12 protein-coding genes and 2 pseudogenes are annotated in these 16,337 nt (G+C 68.8%); 9 read left to right on the forward strand and 5 right to left on the reverse strand.

Annotated features, from left to right (window positions below; genetic code table 11):
• Window positions 1–56 precede the first annotated feature (56 nt).
• Both ABKA17_RS42905 and ABKA17_RS42910 read left to right on the forward strand, forming a co-directional pair.
• Window positions 57–1,034 carry an Lrp/AsnC ligand binding domain-containing protein gene (locus tag ABKA17_RS42905; protein ID WP_353697835.1) on the forward strand — a complete coding sequence of 326 codons (978 nt, stop codon included), beginning with the start codon at window positions 57–59 and terminating at the stop codon, window positions 1,032–1,034.
• 803 nt (window positions 1,035–1,837) lie between these two features.
• Window positions 1,838–4,045 (forward strand): hypothetical protein, encoded by a 2,208-nt coding sequence (locus ABKA17_RS42910; RefSeq protein WP_353697836.1) that lies wholly within the window; start codon window positions 1,838–1,840, stop codon window positions 4,043–4,045.
• A gap of 92 nt (window positions 4,046–4,137) precedes the next feature.
• Here ABKA17_RS42910 and ABKA17_RS42915 read toward each other — a convergent pair.
• The 4 genes and pseudogenes from ABKA17_RS42915 to ABKA17_RS42930 form a co-directional block, all read right to left on the reverse strand.
• Window positions 4,138–4,875 (reverse strand): annotated as a pseudogene (locus ABKA17_RS42915) (nucleotidyl transferase AbiEii/AbiGii toxin family protein).
• An 11-nt stretch (window positions 4,876–4,886) separates the two neighbouring features.
• Window positions 4,887–5,201 carry a transcriptional regulator gene (locus ABKA17_RS42920; RefSeq protein WP_353697862.1) on the reverse strand — a complete coding sequence of 105 codons (315 nt, stop codon included), beginning with the start codon at window positions 5,199–5,201 and terminating at the stop codon, window positions 4,887–4,889.
• Window positions 5,123–6,610 carry an ISKra4 family transposase gene (locus ABKA17_RS42925; protein ID WP_353697837.1) on the reverse strand — a complete coding sequence of 496 codons (1,488 nt, stop codon included), beginning with the start codon at window positions 6,608–6,610 and terminating at the stop codon, window positions 5,123–5,125. Before ABKA17_RS42925 ends, ABKA17_RS42920 begins: the two co-directional genes overlap by 79 nt.
• Window positions 6,607–7,221 carry a hypothetical protein gene (locus ABKA17_RS42930; protein WP_353697838.1) on the reverse strand — a complete coding sequence of 205 codons (615 nt, stop codon included), beginning with the start codon at window positions 7,219–7,221 and terminating at the stop codon, window positions 6,607–6,609. Before ABKA17_RS42930 ends, ABKA17_RS42925 begins: the two co-directional genes overlap by 4 nt.
• Here ABKA17_RS42930 and ABKA17_RS42935 point away from each other — a divergent pair.
• Window positions 7,169–7,399, forward strand: a pseudogene (locus ABKA17_RS42935) (Ku protein); the annotation flags it as partial. The gene ABKA17_RS42930 and the pseudogene ABKA17_RS42935 sit on opposite strands and share 53 nt — an antisense overlap.
• Window positions 7,400–7,634: 235 nt before the next feature.
• Window positions 7,635–8,114 carry a hypothetical protein gene (locus ABKA17_RS42940; protein WP_353697839.1) on the forward strand — a complete coding sequence of 160 codons (480 nt, stop codon included), beginning with the start codon at window positions 7,635–7,637 and terminating at the stop codon, window positions 8,112–8,114.
• Window positions 8,115–8,331: 217 nt separating this feature from the next.
• Here the strand turns inward: ABKA17_RS42940 and ABKA17_RS42945 are convergent, their stop codons facing one another.
• Window positions 8,332–9,414 carry a LacI family DNA-binding transcriptional regulator gene (locus ABKA17_RS42945; RefSeq protein ID WP_353697840.1) on the reverse strand — a complete coding sequence of 361 codons (1,083 nt, stop codon included), beginning with the start codon at window positions 9,412–9,414 and terminating at the stop codon, window positions 8,332–8,334.
• Between the two features lie 366 nt (window positions 9,415–9,780).
• On the opposite strand from ABKA17_RS42945, the gene ABKA17_RS42950 reads away from it, so the two are divergent.
• The 5 genes from ABKA17_RS42950 (at window position 9,781) to ABKA17_RS42970 (ending at window position 16,011) form a co-directional block, all read left to right on the forward strand.
• A complete protein-coding gene (locus ABKA17_RS42950; RefSeq protein WP_353697841.1) occupies window positions 9,781–11,079 on the forward strand; it encodes an ABC transporter substrate-binding protein in 1,299 nt (432 codons plus the stop codon).
• A gap of 11 nt (window positions 11,080–11,090) precedes the next feature.
• A complete protein-coding gene (locus ABKA17_RS42955; protein ID WP_353697842.1) occupies window positions 11,091–12,158 on the forward strand; it encodes a carbohydrate ABC transporter permease in 1,068 nt (355 codons plus the stop codon).
• Window positions 12,155–12,988, forward strand: coding sequence for a carbohydrate ABC transporter permease (locus tag ABKA17_RS42960; protein WP_353697843.1), 834 nt, complete (start codon window positions 12,155–12,157; stop codon window positions 12,986–12,988). Before ABKA17_RS42955 ends, ABKA17_RS42960 begins: the two co-directional genes overlap by 4 nt.
• A gap of 55 nt (window positions 12,989–13,043) precedes the next feature.
• Window positions 13,044–14,684 carry a glycoside hydrolase family 13 protein gene (locus tag ABKA17_RS42965; RefSeq protein ID WP_353697844.1) on the forward strand — a complete coding sequence of 547 codons (1,641 nt, stop codon included), beginning with the start codon at window positions 13,044–13,046 and terminating at the stop codon, window positions 14,682–14,684.
• Between the two features lie 838 nt (window positions 14,685–15,522).
• On the forward strand, window positions 15,523–16,011 hold the full coding sequence (locus tag ABKA17_RS42970) for a WapI family immunity protein (RefSeq protein WP_353697845.1): 489 nt from the start codon (window positions 15,523–15,525) through the stop codon (window positions 16,009–16,011).
• Window positions 16,012–16,337: the final 326 nt, after the last annotated feature.

Consider the following 16,337-nt stretch of genomic DNA (forward strand, 5'->3'; position numbering starts at 1 on the left):
ATCTGAGCCAGAAATACCACTACGAATCAAGGAAGCAGGACATAAAATCTTGAACTGTGGAGAAAGTGCGCCAGCAGTTGAATGAGACGGACAGCCGGATCGCCGCTGCGATGCTGGCCGCCCCGCGCGCCTCATGGCGGACGGTCGGCCGTGCCCTGGGCATCTCGGAGCGCACCGTCGTGCGACGATCAGCGCCGCTGTTCGGTGACGGGACCCTGCGCGCCACCGCCGTGCGCAACCCCGTGCACTTCCCCGATCTGATCCCGCTGGCCCTGCGCATCCGCTGCAAGCCCAACCGGATCAGCGCCATCGCCGCCACCCTCGCCCGCCGCCCCGACACCATCTGGGTGGACGTCCTCGGCGGCGGAGACGAAATCTGCACCATCCTCTTCCTGGACGGCCCGGACGCACGCAACAACCTGCTGCTGCGCGACCTCCCTGCCACCCCCGCGGTCCAGTCCTGGACCTCCCACGTCCTGCTGCGGGTCTTCCCCGCCGCCTTCGACTGGAGCGGCGGCCTGCTGACGGAGGCCGAACTGGCCGGCCTGCGGCCGGACCTGCCCGCGGCGCCCGCGCGCCCCGCCCTCCAGCCCCTGGACCACCAGCTGATCACCGCTCTGATCGAGGACGGACGAGCCTCCTACACCGACCTCGCCCACCGCGCCGACACCACCGCCCTCACCGCCCGCCGCCGCCTCGAGGCCCTGGTCGGCGGTCAGGTCCTCAGACTCGCCACCGAGGTCGACCTCGCCCGGCTGGGCATCCGCACCGAAGCCCTCCTGTGGATCACCGTCGCGCCCGGCGGCCTGGAGAAGACAGGACGGCAGCTCAGCCGCCATCCCCAGGTCCGCTTCGCGTCCGCCACCACCGGCACCGCCAACCTCCTCGTGGCCGTCGCCGCCGCTGACCTGGACGCGCTCTACCACTTCCTGAGCGACACCATCGGCGCCCTCGAACACATCACCACCATCGACGTCACCCCCGTCCTGACCGGCGTCAAGAGAACCGGCCTGGTCCGCCCGGGCAGCCTCTGAGCCAAACACACGCGCTCTCCAGCCTCACTGCCCCCACCAACGACGCGCGAGCGACCAGCTCCTGCAGCGACCAGGCGGGCGAGGGCGAGGGCACGCTCAACGCCTTCCACTTCTGGAACCTTCTGCAGCACGAGACCCGCGGAAAGCCACGCGGGCAGCCTGCGCAACCGCTGCGCAGAGCGCCTGTGTCCAGCGCGCAGCGCCATCACACCCGACGCACCCCGCTGCGCAACGGCCTACGTCGCTACGCAGTCTGCGCAACCGCGGGGCGGTGGCTGACCTCGTGAGATGCGCAATGACCAACCCGATCGCGCAGCCTTTCGGACGTGACGGCTGCGCAGGTCTGTGACCTGCATGGTCTGGCCTGTGGTCGGGGGTGGTGAACATCGTGGTCGGGGGAGGGGATCAACGCACACAGGCAAGGCCGGGCGGCGTCCGCCGAACTGAAGACCGTGCGCAGCATCCCGGTCGCCCAGGAGCGCGCCCGCAAGTGAATGGGTGGCTTCACGGACGAGAACTGGCCCCACTCTCGCGCTTGGGTTCTATAGGTCGTTGCAACACCCGTCCTGAGGGATGTTGCAACGACCTATAGAACCCAAGGAGGCACGCGTGCTTCGGTGTGTGGGTCCCCTGGGCCGTACGGATCCATGGGGCAAGGGATAGTGAGTCTTGGTTTCAGGAGCGGTGGTCTCTGGGCATGCACGCCCCTCGCTCCCGCGTCAAGCACCGGCGTGCAGTTGGCGCAGGAGCCCTATCGTCGGTGCCCGGACAACCGGTCATGATGAGAAAGCGATGGTCCAGGTGTGAGGTTGCTGTTCGTTCCCGGTCCCGATGGGGACGCCGCTGGTGCGGGTGTTGGGGGTGACGACGGTGATGGCTTCGAGGCCACCTGCGAGATTCTGGTCCGTCTCACCTCCGAGTACGACGAGCGACGGCGCGGGTCCGAGGCCGGCAGCCTGGACGAGTTCACGGTCGAGCAGGCGCTGGAGTACCGGCATCGTGGCACGGCGGACGGGCGGCTCGCGCTGTGGCGCGAGGAGCATGTGCGGGCGCTGCTCCTGGAGTGGCTGCCGCGGAACGTGACCGTCCTGCCGGAGGAGATCGAGGAACACGACGCGCCCGGTGCCGTCGCCACGCTGGTGGAGTTCCTTGCCGCTTCCGGCCTGCTCGACGTCCGCTCGGACGACCCCGCCCGGCTGCGGGGAGTGGCGGAGTCACTGCGCCAGGCCCACGCGGAGGCCATGGAGGATCCCCGCTTCATGAGGTCCGCCAAGTTCTGGATGCTGACCGCGGCCCGCAGCGGTGTCGACGTGCGTGACGAGCGGGCCCTGGACCGGTTCATCGCTGATGTCCGCGCGGGGCGGGTCGAGTACGACGAGGCGGCGCTGGCCAAGGTGATGGGCAATCAGTTCCTCGGTGGGTTCCTGGGTGCGGGGCCCGATGGCCACAGTCTGCTGGAGGAGCGGACGCTGCCGCTGCCGGTCGTTGATCTCGGCGACGAGGAGGCCCTGCGCGAGGCGGCTGCCAGCGTGGACATCCTCGGGCAACTGGCCGAGGTGGCCAGGTGGCTCGGCAAAGATGGCCGGCCGCTCACCAAGACCGGCCGGCTGAAGACCGCCGACGCCCTCGAACTCGCCTGCCATCTGGGCATCGACCGCGGCTTGGGCGCGGTTGCGGGGCCGCTGAAGCATCTGGCCGGCGACGGCTTCGACCACATCCGCCGCGCCGATCAACTCCCCTACCTGCGGCTCCTGGTGGAGTGGGCGCGCGAAGCCCGCCTGGTGCGGGCGTACCGCGGCCGTCTGGTCGCGGTCGCCGGCGCCCGTACCGTACGCGAGGACCCGCTCGCACTCGCCGCCCGCGCGCTCACCGCCCTTCCCGCCCTGCGCGATCCGCTGCTCATCGGTCCGGTGTGGGACGTCCCCTCCCGGCTCTATCCGCGCTTCGACCTGCTGCTCACCGACCTGTTGGCCGCGCTGTACGGCATGCCCGCCGGCACGCCCTGGCCGATGCTGTGGCATACGGTGCGGGCGGGGCACCTGGACGACGACCGGTGGCCGGGCGAGGGAGAGGACACATACTCCCCGGCGGAACTTCGCGTGGTCCTCGACCTGCTCGTACGCACCGGGGTGATCGCCTTCGAACGCGGGCCGGTCGACGCCTCGGTCCTCGATGGCCTGCGATCCCTGGCCGCAGAGGACGGGAGCACCGGGCCGGCCGCACATCTCCGCGCACTCCTGCGCTCGTGCGAGGGCGACGACGTCGAGCTCCTCCGGCTTACCCCGCTCGGCACATACGCGGTCCGCGAGCTGCTCACCTTGCTGGGCCGCTTTGCCCCGGCTCTCGGAGACCTGCGCACGGCCGACGCCACCACCCTCCTCGCCGCTCTCTTCGACGAGTACGACGACCAGCACACCCGTACCGAACTGGCTGGCTGGATCGAGGCGGCCGGCGGCTGGGACACCGCCCGCCCCGTCCTCGCGGACGCGCTGAAGCGGGTGCGCCTGCACGCCCGCCGCAACGGCCTGCTGCGGATGCTGGTGGCCGAACTGCCCGACGGATACGGCCCGGACCTGCTCCGCCACCTGCGTACCGACCCCGAACTCGCTCCCAGCGCCCTGTTCGTCGGCCAGGAACAGGCGGCCGAGGCGACGCTGCGCGCGGACAAGGCGACCGAGCACGGCCCGGACGGCATGGAAGACATGGACGACCGCGAGTACGCCCTGGCCGCCACCGAGAGCCTGCTGCTCATGCGAGAACTCGACGGCGAGACTGGGCTGTTGGATGCCGTCGGCCACACCAGAGCCGACGCCGAAACCCTCACCACGATGCTCCGCGTCGCCCAGACCTCAGGCCACCCGGATATCTCCGGCCTCGAACGCCTGGCGGCCGTCGACGTGGCAGCCCTGCGCGCCCGCTCCTCCCACCTGGGCCGACTGCGCGCGGATGCCGCACGCAAGCGGAAGAGCGGCAGCGCCAGGAAGAAGGGTAACCGGAGGAAGCGCCGCTGATACGAACTGGTGCCGCCGCTGCTCTCTCGAGCGGCCCGGCCGATGGGATGTGCTGGACAGGCGCGTTCGGCGACGCTATGCGGGTGGGGAACTCAGTTCTCGTACGCGTCCGGGTCGAAGCTGTCGTACGGATCTTCCTGTACGGATCCTGCTTCGTCGTACTCCTTCTCGTACGGGGTCTCGGCCGCGGCCCGGCGTCCCATGGCATCGGACCAGTCGCGGGCCCAGGTGCGCAGGTCGGCGATGGTCTGTTCGTCGAGTCCGTACGCGGCGAACTCGGTGTCGTCGATCCAGTCGGCGCCGACCAGGCGCGCCTGGAGTTCGGCGGTGCCGAAGAGGGTGTCGGGGCGGGCGTGGCGGCGGCCGAATTCTTCCAGGTCGGCGGTGGTCCAGCGTTGGGAGGCGGCGTAGACGTCGATGAGGTCGCGGGCGGCGCCGCGTTCGGCGATGGCGCGGACCTTGGTGCCGATGACGTCCTGCTCGGACAGGACGGGACCGTAGGAGGTCGGGACGGTGGGGTGTCAGAAGACCTCCTTGAGGATGTCGACCTCGCACTCCTGACCGCTGTCGGGATCGGTGACCAGGAAACGGGCGGAGAGCGGGGAGACCTCGATGGTCTCGGCCCGCCATCCGAGCCGGACCAGACCGCCGACCAGGTCGTGGGCGATGTCGGCCATGGGGGCGGGGTTCTGGGTGGCGACGTCCAGGTCCTGGCTGGGGCGGTCGACGAGCTGGTGAGCCTGGACGGCGTAGCCACCGGTCAGCACCAGCGGGTAGGGCGAACCGAGGGCGAGGACGTCTTCGAGGAGCCGGGCGTGCAATTCCGGCATCGGTGTTTTCTTCACGCGGCGGTGGTCCGGCCGGCTTCACGCAGTTCGGGGAAGGCGCCCTCCCAGGCGTCGCGGACGGCGGTGCCGATCAGGGTGCGCAGCGTCGGCCATAGTTCGATGAGCAGGTCGGCGTCGAGGAAGCGGCACAGGTCCTCGCGCATGCCCTCGGACAGCACCGTGCGGTACAGGCTCATCCGCAGCCGCGGCCGGTCCAGGTCGAAGGAGCGCAGCCCGGACCAGGCCACCGTCAGCGGCAGCTCGACCACACCGTGCACCGGCCCGCGCAGTTCGTCCAGGGAGCCGGGCAGCCGCCGGACGAACTTGATCCGGTACGGGTTGGTGACGCCCGGGGCGAGTGCGGCGGCTTCGGAGAGCGACATGGGGTCGATTGTCCCTGATGGAGTCCGTTGGCGGGAACGCTCGGACGTTCAGGTCCGGCTTGCTCGGAATCTGGTGCAGCGGGCACAGGCTTCCGTGGCCCTCTGCGCCAACGCGCGGTACGACTGGCAGTGCACCTCCAGCATGGCTCCGGAGTGAGGCGGGGGAGGGCCGGAGTGGCGATCGGTCCGCCCGCCGTGACGCTCGTGGCCCCTGTGAGCCCGTCGGCGAGGCGGAAAAACCATGGTTGACCTGCTGTTTTCCCTGCTCCCGTCCAGGCCGACACCTTCTCGATGACGTGCACGATGTCGAGGACGATATGGATCGTGACCGCGCGGCGGTCGGCCTCCTTCTGGATCAGCTCCAGCTGGTGGGCGGCGCCGTCGACCAGTACCACCCAGCACCGGCGGTGCTGCGGGTCACGGGCTTGGGCCTCGTCGAACGCGGCGGCAATCACCTGGTCCGCATGGTGTCCGACGGAAGCGGTGAGCGACTTCGCGCGGGCTTTTGGCCCCTTTCTCGGGATGCGGCCCGTGGCGCGGCCGCCGGGCGGGGCGATGTTGTCATGCGGCCGGCGCGGCGCCGGGTCTGCGTCGTGCACCACCGCCAGGGTCGCCATCCGCTTGCGGCCCGTCTTCTCACCGGCGGACAGGCGGGTGCGGAAGGTGCGGGTCGCACGCTCGGCGGCCTTGCGCGTCGCCTCCCGCAGATGGCCGGGCAGCATCACGATCCCTTTGCCGTCGACGCTGAGCACCAGCAGCGTCGTGTGGGCTGCCGGAGCAGGGGTGCGGGCGGCATAGAAGGCGGCGATGTCCACCGCGGCCGCCCGCACCAGCTGTTCGGCCTGGCGTTTGCCCAGTGGAGGTGTCCCGCAGTGGCGTTCGACCGCCTCAACCGCCTGGTCGTAGGAGCCGCGGGCGGCTTCCAGCACCGCCAGGCGGCGCGGGCCCAGGCTGTGACGCACGCCCGGGAGCCCCAACACCACGTCGGCCGGGTAGTAGTTGGGCCGGTTCGGGGCGCGCAGTGCGCACCGGGTTACGGTCACCGTCCCGACCACGGTGGCCAGTTGACGGCGGTGGTGCTTCTCCAGGCGGGTGCGGCCGGCGGCGAGTGCGGCCCGGCCGCCGGCCTCCAGGGCTGTCAGGTGTGCTTCTTCCCGGCGGGCACGCAGGTCCAGGTGGCCCTGCAGGAGCAGACGCGCCAGTTCCCTCGCCCCGTTCTCCGCATCCTGCTCCACCTGGTCGTGAGGCAGGAGCAGTGCATCGGGACGGGAGAGGGAATCGATGAGACAAGTGAGGAAAGAAGTGGCTCGGTCAAAGGGGTCAGCCACCGCGGAGGCCGCATACGCTCCAGTCATCGGGCTCTCGCCTTTTTCGGCTCTCGTTTTGGTTGGCACCAACGACGCTGGGGACGAGAGCCCGACCCCACACCGGCGCGGCCGCGCACGGCGGAGCTTTCCGCCTGCACCGGCGCATCCCCGTCCGCCGCCAGCAACTGGCCCGGCGTGAACAGTCCCGGCCCCTCCTCCGTCAGCCAGCCCCGCTCGACCAGCCGTTTCAGCTTCGACCGGAAGCCTTCCACCTTGCTCTTGTCCGTCGACAAGCCCAGCGCGGCACACAGGTGATGCGCCCGCATCGGATGCACCGCGTCCTGGAGAACCTCGACGATGTCCCGGTACGCATCCGGCAGCACGTCCATCCCCAGTCCGGGCGTCCACTGCGGCACCAGCCGCACCTCGACCGGCGATCCCGCCGGGGACGGATGCGCCTCAAGCCCTGCAACCTCGGCGTCCGTTTCCGCCCCGGCAATAGTGACCGTCTCGTCGCCGGACAGGATCTCGGTCATCGTCTCCCGCGTGATCTCCAGCCGGGACAGAACCTCTTCCCGCTCGGCGAGACGAGCGGTCAACTCCTCGATCCGGACCCGAAGTTCGGCAATCTCCTCCCGCGCGCAGTCGGAGATCGGCAAGGGCTACGAGTACGCCAAGGACCAGGTGGTGGCGATCTCGGATGAGGAGTTGCGGGAGCTGCCGTTGCCGACGGCGAAGGCGATCGAGATCCAGGCGCTCGTGCCGCCGGAGTCGATCGATCCGATCCGTATCGCGGAGGGCTACTACCTGGTGCCGGACGGGCAGGTGGCGGCGAAGCATGGACGCGGCCGGCCTGCAGCGTGGCCGTCTCACCCACCTCGCTCTGAGGGCTGAAACCTGGTCGGTGCTTAGCGGGCGGCCGAGCAGCTCGGCCTCGACGATGCCCGCGAGGATCGCCTGGTCGCTGAGAGCGCCGTCGACCGGATCTGCGCGAAATTCGGTGCCCGCGTCATCGGTCCGGCCGCGGTCTGCCGCCGCGCTTCATGACCGGGCCCGTGTACGGAGGCGAGTCGTGATCCTCAACCCGCCCGGGCTGGGGTCCGGTGGGGCGCGCCTGCTGCCGCACTGGCCCTGCCTGAAGGCCGTCGGCACCGCCCTCACCCACCGGGCCATCGCGCCCGGGAGGGGCCGCGCCGATCGCACCCGTCCCCACTCCGACGTTCCGCTGTATCTCGTGCTCACGTGGGACATCGGCCGCACCACCAGCGGACACGGCCTGCGCTTGCGCTGGGACGACGAGACCGGCTGGGCCTACGCCCGCCACGGAGCCACCACCGCCCTCACCACCATGCTGCGCCCGATCACCGTCCTGCACCGCGTCTTCGCCGACCCCGAGGACATCGCGGAGACGGCCGGCCACCTGATCTGTGAGGGCCGTCTGCCTACTGGCGAGTACGGCACGGAATGGGACGGGGCTGCCGAGACGCGGGCCACGATCGACGCTTTCCGCGCCGTCATGGAGCAAGGCGGTCTGTGGACCGGAGCCGGCTGAGCGATCCGCCCTACTGGCCGGTCCCCACCACGCCCCTCTTGAGCGGAGTTCCGGGCCGGCACCGCGATCGACGCGGGCCTCTACCGTCACCCCGTCCGGTTCCTGCGGTTGCGCGACGACCTTGCGCCGGGCCAGGCACTGCCCTTCACCGCCTGATGGGCGGGGGCCGAGTGGCTCGGATGCCAGTGCCGCCGTGACCGGAGGGAGACCCGGGAAGTCAGCGCGTGCGGGCTGTGTCCTCCGAAAGCCGGTCGGTGCCTTCCTGTTCGCTGGGGGGAGCAGGAGGCGGGGCGGTGGTTTTTCGGGGGATGAGGTGGGTGGGCAGGACGATGTGCCGGCCGCGGTCGCTGTCGGGGTCGTTGATGAGTTCCAGGGCTAGTTCGGCGGCGGCGCGGCCCAGGTCGGAGGGGGACTGGGCGACGGTGGACAGGTCGAGCCATTCGGCCATCAGCTGGTCGTCGAAGCCGAGGACGGAGATGCGCTGGGGGACCTCTATCTGGACGGTGCGCAGGGTGGAGATGACGGAGGCGGCGAGTTCGTCCTGTTCGGCGAAGATCGCTGTGGGTGGTTCGCGCAGGCTGAGCAGGTTGCCGACGGCCTGGGTGGTGCCGCGTTTGTCGCGGGGCGGGGTGGTGACGACGAGGTCGTCGTCCAGAGGTATGCCTGCCTCGGTGAGTGCCTGCTGGTAGCCGACGAGGCGCTCGCGTGAGCTGAAGCTGAAGCCGCGGGCGTTGACGTTGTGGGCGAAGGCGATGCGGCGGTGGCCGAGGTTGATCAGGTGGCGGGTGGCCTTGCGGGCGGCGGCGACGTCGTCGACGTAGACGCTGGGGCGGCCTTCGACGTGCTGGCTGATGTAGATGACGGGCATGCTCAGGTCGTCGAGGCGGGCGGTCTCCTCCTTGGTGAGGTCGAAGCAGAACACCAGGAGGGCGTCGGCGTTGCGCCGGGCGGGCAGGCGGTCGAAGAACTCGGCTCGCTCGGCCAGGTCGGGGACGACGTAGACGGTCATCTCCATGCCCGCCTCCCGCAGGAGCGGGCCCAGGCTGGACAGTGCCGCTCCCATGAACCAGGAGTCGAGCGTGGGCACGAGCACCGCCATCACGCCGGTGCGGCCGGTGACCAGGCTGGATGCCTGACGGGAGACCGCGAAGTTCAGCTCGCGTGCGGCCTGCTCGACCCGGGCCCGGACGTCGGGTGAGACCGAGGTCAGGCCGCGCATGGTGCGCGAGACGGTCGACGGGGAGACTCCCGCCCGTTCGGCGACGTCGGCCAGGGTCGGGTGCCGCTGAGCTGGTGACATGAGCGGAAGTTAGCACAGTTCGAGCCTCAGGCGGGAGGCTTCGTGACAGCGCTGTCTCGACTCTTCGGCGGGATGGGGTGACCGGTTTCATCACATATAGGCACGGTATTTGCCCTCTAGTCGATCCGTGCTGCTGCGACGTTACGCATTGACTTCCGCCAGACGCACTCCTACGGTGCAAGCGTTGTCTCAGCGGGGGCAGAGCCGTCACCGTGAAGTCATCCTTCGATGCTTTGACCTGCGCTTTTGATCTACAGAATGCTGTGACAGCACAGTCTCGCAACAGAGGCATCCCAGAGTCATCTCGGTAGCTTCCCTACAGGGCGCCCTCGCCGAGACTTCGGTTCCGCACGTCCAGGAGAGACAGTGAACGCCAGAACCAGCAGAGTCCTTCAGTGCTCGGCCGTGCTCGTCGCCGCCGGGCTCGTCCTCACTGCCTGCGGCTCGTCCGACAGCGGCAGCTCTTCGGGCCAGTCGAAGAGCCCCTCGTTCACCGGCCGCGGCCCGATCACGTTCGCCGCTGCCAAGGACAGCTCCGGCGTCGTCCAGAAGGTGATCGACAGCTGGAACGCGCAGCACCCGAAGGAGAAGGTCACCTTCGTGCAGCTGCCGGCGGACGTGAACCAGCAGCGCCAGCAGATGATCCAGAACGCCGAGACGAAGTCCGACGCCTACACGGTGCTGTGGACGGACGTGGTGTGGACCTCGGAGTTCGCCGCCCACCAGTGGATCGATCAATTGCCCGCCGATCAGTTCCCGCTGGACAAGATGCTCAAGCCGGTGGTGGAGACGGGCAAGTACCGCGGCAACCTGTACGCGGTGCCGCAGTCCTCCGACGGCGGCGTGCTGTACTACCGCACCGACCTGCTGAAGAAGGCCGGCATCAGCGCCGCCCCGACCACATGGGCCGAGATGAAGGCCGACTGCACCAAGGTCAAGCAGCTGCCCGAGGCCAAGGACCTGGACTGCTACGCGGGCCAGTTCCAGAAGTACGAGGGCCTGACGGTGAACTTCGCCGAGGCCGTGAACTCCGCCGGCGGCGTCATCACCGACGCCGGCGGCAAGCCCGACGTCGACACGCCCGCGGCGAAGAAGGGCCTGGACTTCCTCGTCGACTCCTTCAAGGACGGCACGATCCCCAAGGAAGCCATCACCTACCAGGAGGAGGAAGGCCGCCAGGCGTTCCAGTCCGGCAAACTGCTCTTCCTGCGGAACTGGCCTTACGTGTACTCGCTGGCCGAGAAGAGCAAGGTCGCGGGCAAGTTCGCGGTCGCGCCGCTGCCCGGCCTGACCGGGGCCGGTTCCTCGAGCCTGGGCGGCCACAACGTGGCCCTGTCCTCGTTCGCCAAGAACAAGGCGACCGCGCTGGACTTCATGAAGTTCTTCACCAGCGAGGCCAGCGCGGCGACGTTCCTCAAGGGCGCCTCCATGGCTCCGCCGTACGGATCCCTCTACGACGATGCGGCGCTGGTCAAGCAGTACCCGTACTTGCCGGTGCTGAAGAAGTCGATCCTGGGTGCCGTGCCTCGCCCGCGGGTGGTGCAGTACGGGGACGCGTCCTCGGCGATCCAGCAGGAGGCGTACACGGCCCTGAACGGTGACAAGTCCAGCGCGCAGGCGCTGAAGGACCTGCAGAGCGAACTCCAGAAGTCCGCTGCACAGTGAGGAGGAAAGCCGTGGTCGACATCAAGACTCCACCCCACGCCGCCGCGGACGGCCCCACCCCCACGGCGGGCAGTCGTGCCGGAAAGTCCTCCGGGTCGAGAAGGGGCAGCAGCCGGGCGTGGGCGACCGCGGCTTCGGGACGCACGGCGGCACTGCTGGTGTCGCCGACGCTCCTGGTGCTCACCGTGGTCGTCCTCTACCCGACGGTCATGGCGTTCAAGGAGTCGCTGTACGGGACCAAAGGGCTGGACCCGAAGACCGGCTTCATCAGCGACACCGAGCCGTTCGTCGGCCTGCAGAACTACGCCGACATCTTCGGCGAGGCCGGCGACCGGTTCTGGAACGCCTTCTGGAACACCACGTTCTTCACCGTCGTCACCGTGGGCCTGGAGACGCTGATCGGTGTCGCGATGGCGCTGATCATGCACAAGGCGTTCAGCGGCCGGGCCCTCATCCGCGCCAGCATCCTCATCCCCTGGGCCGTGCCCACCGCCATCTCCGGCCTGCTGTGGCGCTGGATCTTCAACAGCGACGGCATTGCCAACGCCCTGATCGGCCACCAGGTGCTGTGGACCACCGAGGGCTTCCACGCCAAGGTCGCCGTCATCATCGCCGAGGTGTGGAAGACCTCCCCCTTCATCGGGCTTCTGGTCCTGGCTGGCCTGCAGGTGATCCCGAAGGAGGTCTACGAGGCGGCCCGCCTCGACGGAGCGAGCCCGTTCGCCCAGTTCTGGCGGATCACCCTGCCCCTGGTGAAACCCGCCCTGCTGGTCGCCGTGCTCTTCCGCTGCCTCGACGCACTGCGGATGTTCGACCTGCCCTACCTCCTCATCGGCGCACAGAAGAATTCCGTGGAAACCCTCTCCATGCTCGCCCAGAACGAGGCGTCCAACGTCCGCTTCGGACCGGCCGCCGCCTACGCGGTGCTCCTGTTCGTCTACGTCTTCCTCATCGCGCTCGGCTTCGTCCGGCTGCTGGGCGCGGACCTCGTCGGTGACGTGGGCGGCCCGGCCAGGCCCAAGCGCACGAGCAGGCTCCGGCGCACCCTGGCGCCCAAAAGTGCGGAGGTGCCGGCATGACGGCCACCGTGAAATGGCGAACCTGGCTGCTCTACCTGGGAGTTGCCGCAGTGGTGGCCTACTGCCTGGCCCCCTTCTACTGGATGCTGGTCTCCAGCCTGCGCCGCAGCTCCGACATCTTCGACACCTCTCTGCTGCCGACCTCGGTGTCCTTCGAGAACTACCGGGCGGTCTTCAGCCCCTCCCAGGGCTTCGGCCAGGCCCTGCTCAACAGCCTGATCGTCTCTGGGATCACCACCGTCCTGGCGCTGCTGCTGGCCACGTTCACCGCGTACGCGATGGCCCGGCTGAACTTCCCCTTCAAGCGGCTGATCCTGACCCTGATCATCGCCACCTCGATGTTCCCTGTCGTCTCGATCGTGGTCCCGCTGCTGAAGCTGTTCACCGACATCGGCTGGATCAACACCTACCAGGCGATGATCGTGCCGAGCATGTCGTTCGTGCTGCCGCTGGCGGTGTGGAACCTGACCACGTTCTTCAAGCAGATGCCCGACGAACTGGAAGAGGCCGCGATGATCGACGGCTGCACCCAGGGCCAGGCATTCCGCAAGGTCATCCTTCCGCTCGCCGCACCGGGCATCTTCACCACGGCGATCATCTGCTTCATCGCCGCCTGGAACGAGTTCCTCATCGCCCTGTCGATGACGAACCGGCCCAGCATCCAGACCGCGCCGGTCGCCATCTCCAAGTTCACCGGCGCTACCCAGTTCGACATCCCCTTCGGCAGCCAGATGGCCGCGGGCGTCCTGGTCACCGTTCCCCTGGTGATCATGGTGTTGGTCTTCCAGCGCCGCATCGTCGCCGGCCTCACCGCGGGCGCCGCCAAGTAGCCGCCGCTCCCGGCCCAGATCCCCCACACCCCGCTTCAAAGGACTCTTCAGCACCATGCCTTCCACCGCGTCCTGGTGGCGCAGCGCCGTCATCTACCAGGTCTACGTCCGCAGCTTCGCCGACGCGGGCGGCGACGGAGTCGGCGACATCGCCGGCATCCGCTCCCGCCTGCCCTACCTCAAGTCGCTCGGCGTGGACGCCCTGTGGATCAACCCCTGGTACAAGTCACCGATGGCCGACGGCGGTTACGACGTCGCCGACTTCCGCGCCATCGACCCGCTGTTCGGCACCCTCGCCGACGCCGAGCAGCTCATCGCCGACGCCCACGAACACGGAATCCGCGTCATCCCCGACATCGTGCCCAACCACACCTCCGACCACCACGCCTGGTTCCAGCAGGCGCTGGCCGCCGGCCCCGGTAGCCCGGAACGCGAGCGGTACATCTTCCGGCCCGGCCGCGGCCTCGGCGGCGCCGAGCCGCCGAACAACTGGGTCTCCTGCTTCGGCGGCCCGGCATGGACCCGCCTGCCCGACGGGGATTGGTACCTCCACCTGTACGCTCCCGAACAGCCCGACCTCAACTGGCAACACCCCGACGTCCACGCCGAGTTCGAATCCATCCTGCGGTTCTGGTTCAGCCGGGGCGTCGACGGCTTCCGCATCGACGTCGCCCACGGCCTCGCCAAGGACCCCGAACTGCCCGACCTGCCGCTCCTCTCCGGACGGACGGACGGCGAGCCCTGCTCCTACGTCCAGCACCCGCACTGGGACCGTGACGAGGTCCACGACATCTACCGCACCTGGCGCAAGATCGCCGACGAGTTCGACGGCGACCGCGCCTTCGTCGCCGAAGCCTGGGCCGACACCCCCGAACGCCTCGCCGCCTACGTCCGCCCAGGCGGCCTGCACACCGCCTTCAACTTCGACTTCCTCATGGCCAGCTGGGACGCCAAGGACCTGCGCACCGTCATCGACGACTCCCTCGCCATGCTCAGCGGCGTCGGCGCACCGGCCACCTGGGTCCTGTCCAACCACGACGTCATGCGCCACACCAGCCGCTACGCCCGCAAAAACGTCGCACGCTGGGTCCCCAACCAGCGATACCAGCCCGAAAGCGACATCGACCTGGAGCTGGGCACCCGGCGTGCCAGGGCCGCAGCCCTCCTGATGCTCGCTCTGCCTGGCGGCGCCTACATCTACCAGGGCGACGAACTCGGCCTGCCCGAGGTCGAAGACCTCCCCGAAACTGTCCTCCAGGACCCCATCTGGGAACGCTCCGGCCACACCGACCGCGGCCGCGACGGCTGCCGCGTACCGATTCCCTGGTCCGGACAGAATGCGCCCTTCGGCTTCAGCCCCGAGAACGCCTCCGCCGAACCCTGGCTGCCACAGCCCGCGAACTGGAGCGAACGCACCGCGCAGGCCCAGACCGGCGACGAAACCTCGATGCTGGAGCTGTACCGCACCGCCCTGCACCTGCGCCGCGAACACCCCGCCCTCGGCGACGGCACCCTCGCCTGGGACGAAGCCCCCGCCGGCGTCCTCGCCTTCCGCCGCGACCCCGGTTTCCTGTGCGTGGTCAACCTCTCGGACGAGCCGTACCGGCTACCCGCACACACCACGACCCTGCTGGCCAGCGGCCCGATCACGGACGGACTTCTGGAACCGGACCACGCGATCTGGCTCCAAGTCTGAGCTCGCTCCGGGGGGAACGCCCCCTCCCGATTCGCCAGGGCCTCTTCGGTGTCACTCCCCGCTGACCGGAGAGGCCCTGGCCCATTGGACAACGGACAGTGCCAAACCCTGTCCATAACTTCAACTGCGCAGCCCACCCCGCAGGCAGCACGGGGTCGTTGACCGGTATAGCGCGCATCGGCTCGGGCAGTGACCAGGCTGGTGAGGGCGAGGGCATGCTCAACGCCTTCCACCCCTTGGACCTTCTGCCAGCACGAGACCCACGAAAGGCCACGCGGACAGCCTGCGCAATCGCTGCGCAGCGCGCCGGCGTCCAACGCGCAGCGCCATCACACCAGACGCACCCCGGTGCGCAACGGTCTAGGTCGCTGCGCAGTCTGCGCAATCGCGGGGCGGTGGCTGGGTTCCTGCGATGCGCAATGACCAAACCGATCGCGCAGTCTTTCGGACGTGACGAGTGCGCAGGTCTGTGACCTGCATGGTCAGGTGTGTGGTCGGGGGTGGCGAGCATCGTGGTCGGGTCTGTGGTCGGGGGTGGTGTGGCTTTGGCGGTTTGGGTCGGCCCCACTTCTCCGGCCCGAAGTGGCCCTAGGCAGGGGGCGCTCGGGAGCGTTTGGGGGTTGTTGCGGTTTCAGCTGGCCCCACCGTTGCGGGCGTGGTGGGATCCTCATGGAGGGTCACCGTGATAGGGCTGGGCCGAAAGGGAAAAGAAGGACTGACCAGCCACGACACCCAGGGGCTCAGCTCCGATCCGAGTGATCGCCGTGAGCGTCAGCTGTACTTCAGCCCGCCAATCAATTCTGCGAGAGGAGAACCCCTCGAATGACATCCTGGAGCAATGCGACTGATCGACGTTGACGGGCATGGCATCGAGCTGGGGGTGGTGGACTACCAGTTCCCCGACGCTGCCCATATGGGGAAGCGTCGGAGCTGGCTGATCGTCGAGGGTACTGCGAATTGCCCGCAGGGGGCGTGGGCCTTCCGCTGGCAGGCTTTGACTCCAGAGGATGCCGTCGCCTTGGCCTCCTGGCTTCGCGAAGTCGCTCACGCGCCTTTTGGTGGCCAACAGGCGGATGACAGTCTTGAGTTCACCGAGCCGAACTTGGCCTTGGCGGCTGACCGGTCCGATGCGCATCAGATCGCCCTTGAGATCCGCTTGGACCTTGAGTTCTCGCCGCCCTGGCGGAAGAGGAATCGCGCAGGCGATCCGTTCACCGTCGCCTGTCGGATCACGCCCGAGGCCCTGTTGAGAGCCTCGACTGAGTGGACCGCCGAGATCGCCGCTTACCCGCCATGGACCCCGGGCAAATTGACCGGACCTCCGTGACCTTCGCGAGACTCCGACCCAGACGGGTTTCAACGAGTGTCATCCAGGGGCCATCGCAAGTCGGAACCCGGGCGCTAACCGGAACACGTCTGCAGTCGATCACCATTTGGGGCCACTTCGAGCCGGAGAAGTGGAGCCACCTCAAACCGTTGAAGCCAGTGGTGAGCATCGCGGTCGGGGGAGGGGATTGCCGCGCACAGGCAAGGGGGCCTCCCCCTGAGTGGTGGACACGCTGATACTGGATCTGCTTGATCCGGAGGAAGCGAGAAGACCGCCGATGGCGATGAAGGACTACTCGGACGAGTTCAAGGCCGATGCCGTGGCCC

The sequence above is a fragment of the Streptomyces sp. RG80 genome, from assembly GCF_040446465.1.
GTDB lineage: Bacteria > Actinomycetota > Actinomycetes > Streptomycetales > Streptomycetaceae > Streptomyces.

Bases quoted from the DNA above. Each gene is read 5' to 3' on its own strand.
- ABKA17_RS42925 (WP_353697837.1), bottom strand. From the start codon at position 6,610: ATGACTGGAGCGTATGCGGCCTCCGCGGTGGCTGACCCCTTTGACCGA.
- ABKA17_RS42945 (WP_353697840.1), bottom strand. From the start codon at position 9,414: ATGTCACCAGCTCAGCGGCACCCGACCCTGGCCGACGTCGCCGAACGG.
- ABKA17_RS42960 (WP_353697843.1), top strand. From the start codon at position 12,155: ATGACGGCCACCGTGAAATGGCGAACCTGGCTGCTCTACCTGGGAGTT.
- ABKA17_RS42965 (WP_353697844.1), top strand. From the start codon at position 13,044: ATGCCTTCCACCGCGTCCTGGTGGCGCAGCGCCGTCATCTACCAGGTC.
- ABKA17_RS42970 (WP_353697845.1), top strand. From the start codon at position 15,523: ATGCGACTGATCGACGTTGACGGGCATGGCATCGAGCTGGGGGTGGTG.